Here is a 1,162-nt window from a genome sequence, read left to right as displayed (position 1 = left end):
CGATGGCGAAGGAAAAGTTTGAGCGGAATAAGCCGCATTGCAACATTGGCACGATCGGCCACGTTGATCACGGCAAGACGTCTTTGACGGCAGCGATCACGAAGGTGCTGGCGGAGGCCGGTGGTGCAAGCTTCACGGCTTACGACCAGATCGACAAGGCTCCGGAAGAGCGTGCTCGTGGTATCACGATCTCGACGGCGCACGTTGAGTACGAGACGGAAGCGCGTCACTACGCACACGTCGATTGCCCGGGTCACGCTGATTATGTGAAGAACATGATCACGGGTGCCGCGCAGATGGACGGCGCGATCCTGGTTGTGTCGGCCGCTGACGGCCCGATGCCGCAGACCCGCGAGCACATCCTTCTGGCCCGCCAGGTTGGCGTTCCGGCTCTTGTTGTGTTCCTGAACAAGGTCGACCAGGTTGACGACGAAGAGCTTCTTGAGCTGGTTGAGCTCGAAGTTCGTGAGCTTCTGTCCTCCTACGACTTCCCGGGCGACGATATTCCGATCGTGAAGGGCTCCGCTCTTGCGGCTCTGGAAGACAGCAACGAGGAAATCGGCAAGAACGCCATTCTCGCGCTGATGGCCGAAGTCGACAAATACATCCCGCAGCCGGAGCGTCCGATCGACCAGGCGTTCCTGATGCCGATCGAAGACGTTTTCTCGATCTCTGGCCGTGGCACGGTTGTGACCGGTCGCGTCGAGCGCGGTGTTGTGAATGTTGGCGACGAAATCGAAATCGTCGGCATCAAGGACACGGTGAAGACGACCTGCACGGGCGTCGAGATGTTCCGCAAGCTGCTTGATCGCGGTGAAGCCGGTGACAACGTTGGTGTTCTTCTGCGCGGTACGAAGCGTGAAGACGTTGAGCGCGGTCAGGTTCTGGCGAAGCCGGGCTCGATCACGCCGCACACGAAGTTCACCTGTGAGGCCTACATCCTGACGAAGGATGAAGGTGGCCGTCACACGCCGTTCTTCTCGAACTATCGTCCGCAGTTCTACTTCCGTACGACGGACGTGACCGGGACGGTCGAGCTTCCGGAAGGCACCGAGATGGTGATGCCGGGCGATAACATTGCGATGACGGTTAACCTGATCGCGCCGATTGCCATGGATGAAGGCCTGCGCTTCGCTATCCGCGAAGGTGGCCGGACCGTCGG

1 protein-coding gene is annotated in these 1,162 nt (G+C 59.7%); it reads left to right on the top strand.

Annotated features, from left to right (window positions below; translation table 11 throughout):
* Positions 1 to 2: 2 nt before the first annotated feature.
* Positions 3 to 1,162 (top strand): elongation factor Tu (gene tuf / locus IG629_RS22520; protein WP_193174091.1); only part of this gene is annotated, 1,160 nt, incomplete at its 3' end.

Origin of the sequence: Nisaea nitritireducens (genome assembly GCF_014904795.1) — a bacterium.
Classification (GTDB): Bacteria; Pseudomonadota; Alphaproteobacteria; order Thalassobaculales; family Thalassobaculaceae; genus Nisaea; species Nisaea nitritireducens.
The sequence above is the reverse complement of the archived record's forward strand: the minus strand, read 5'-3'. Positions and strand labels throughout refer to the sequence as shown.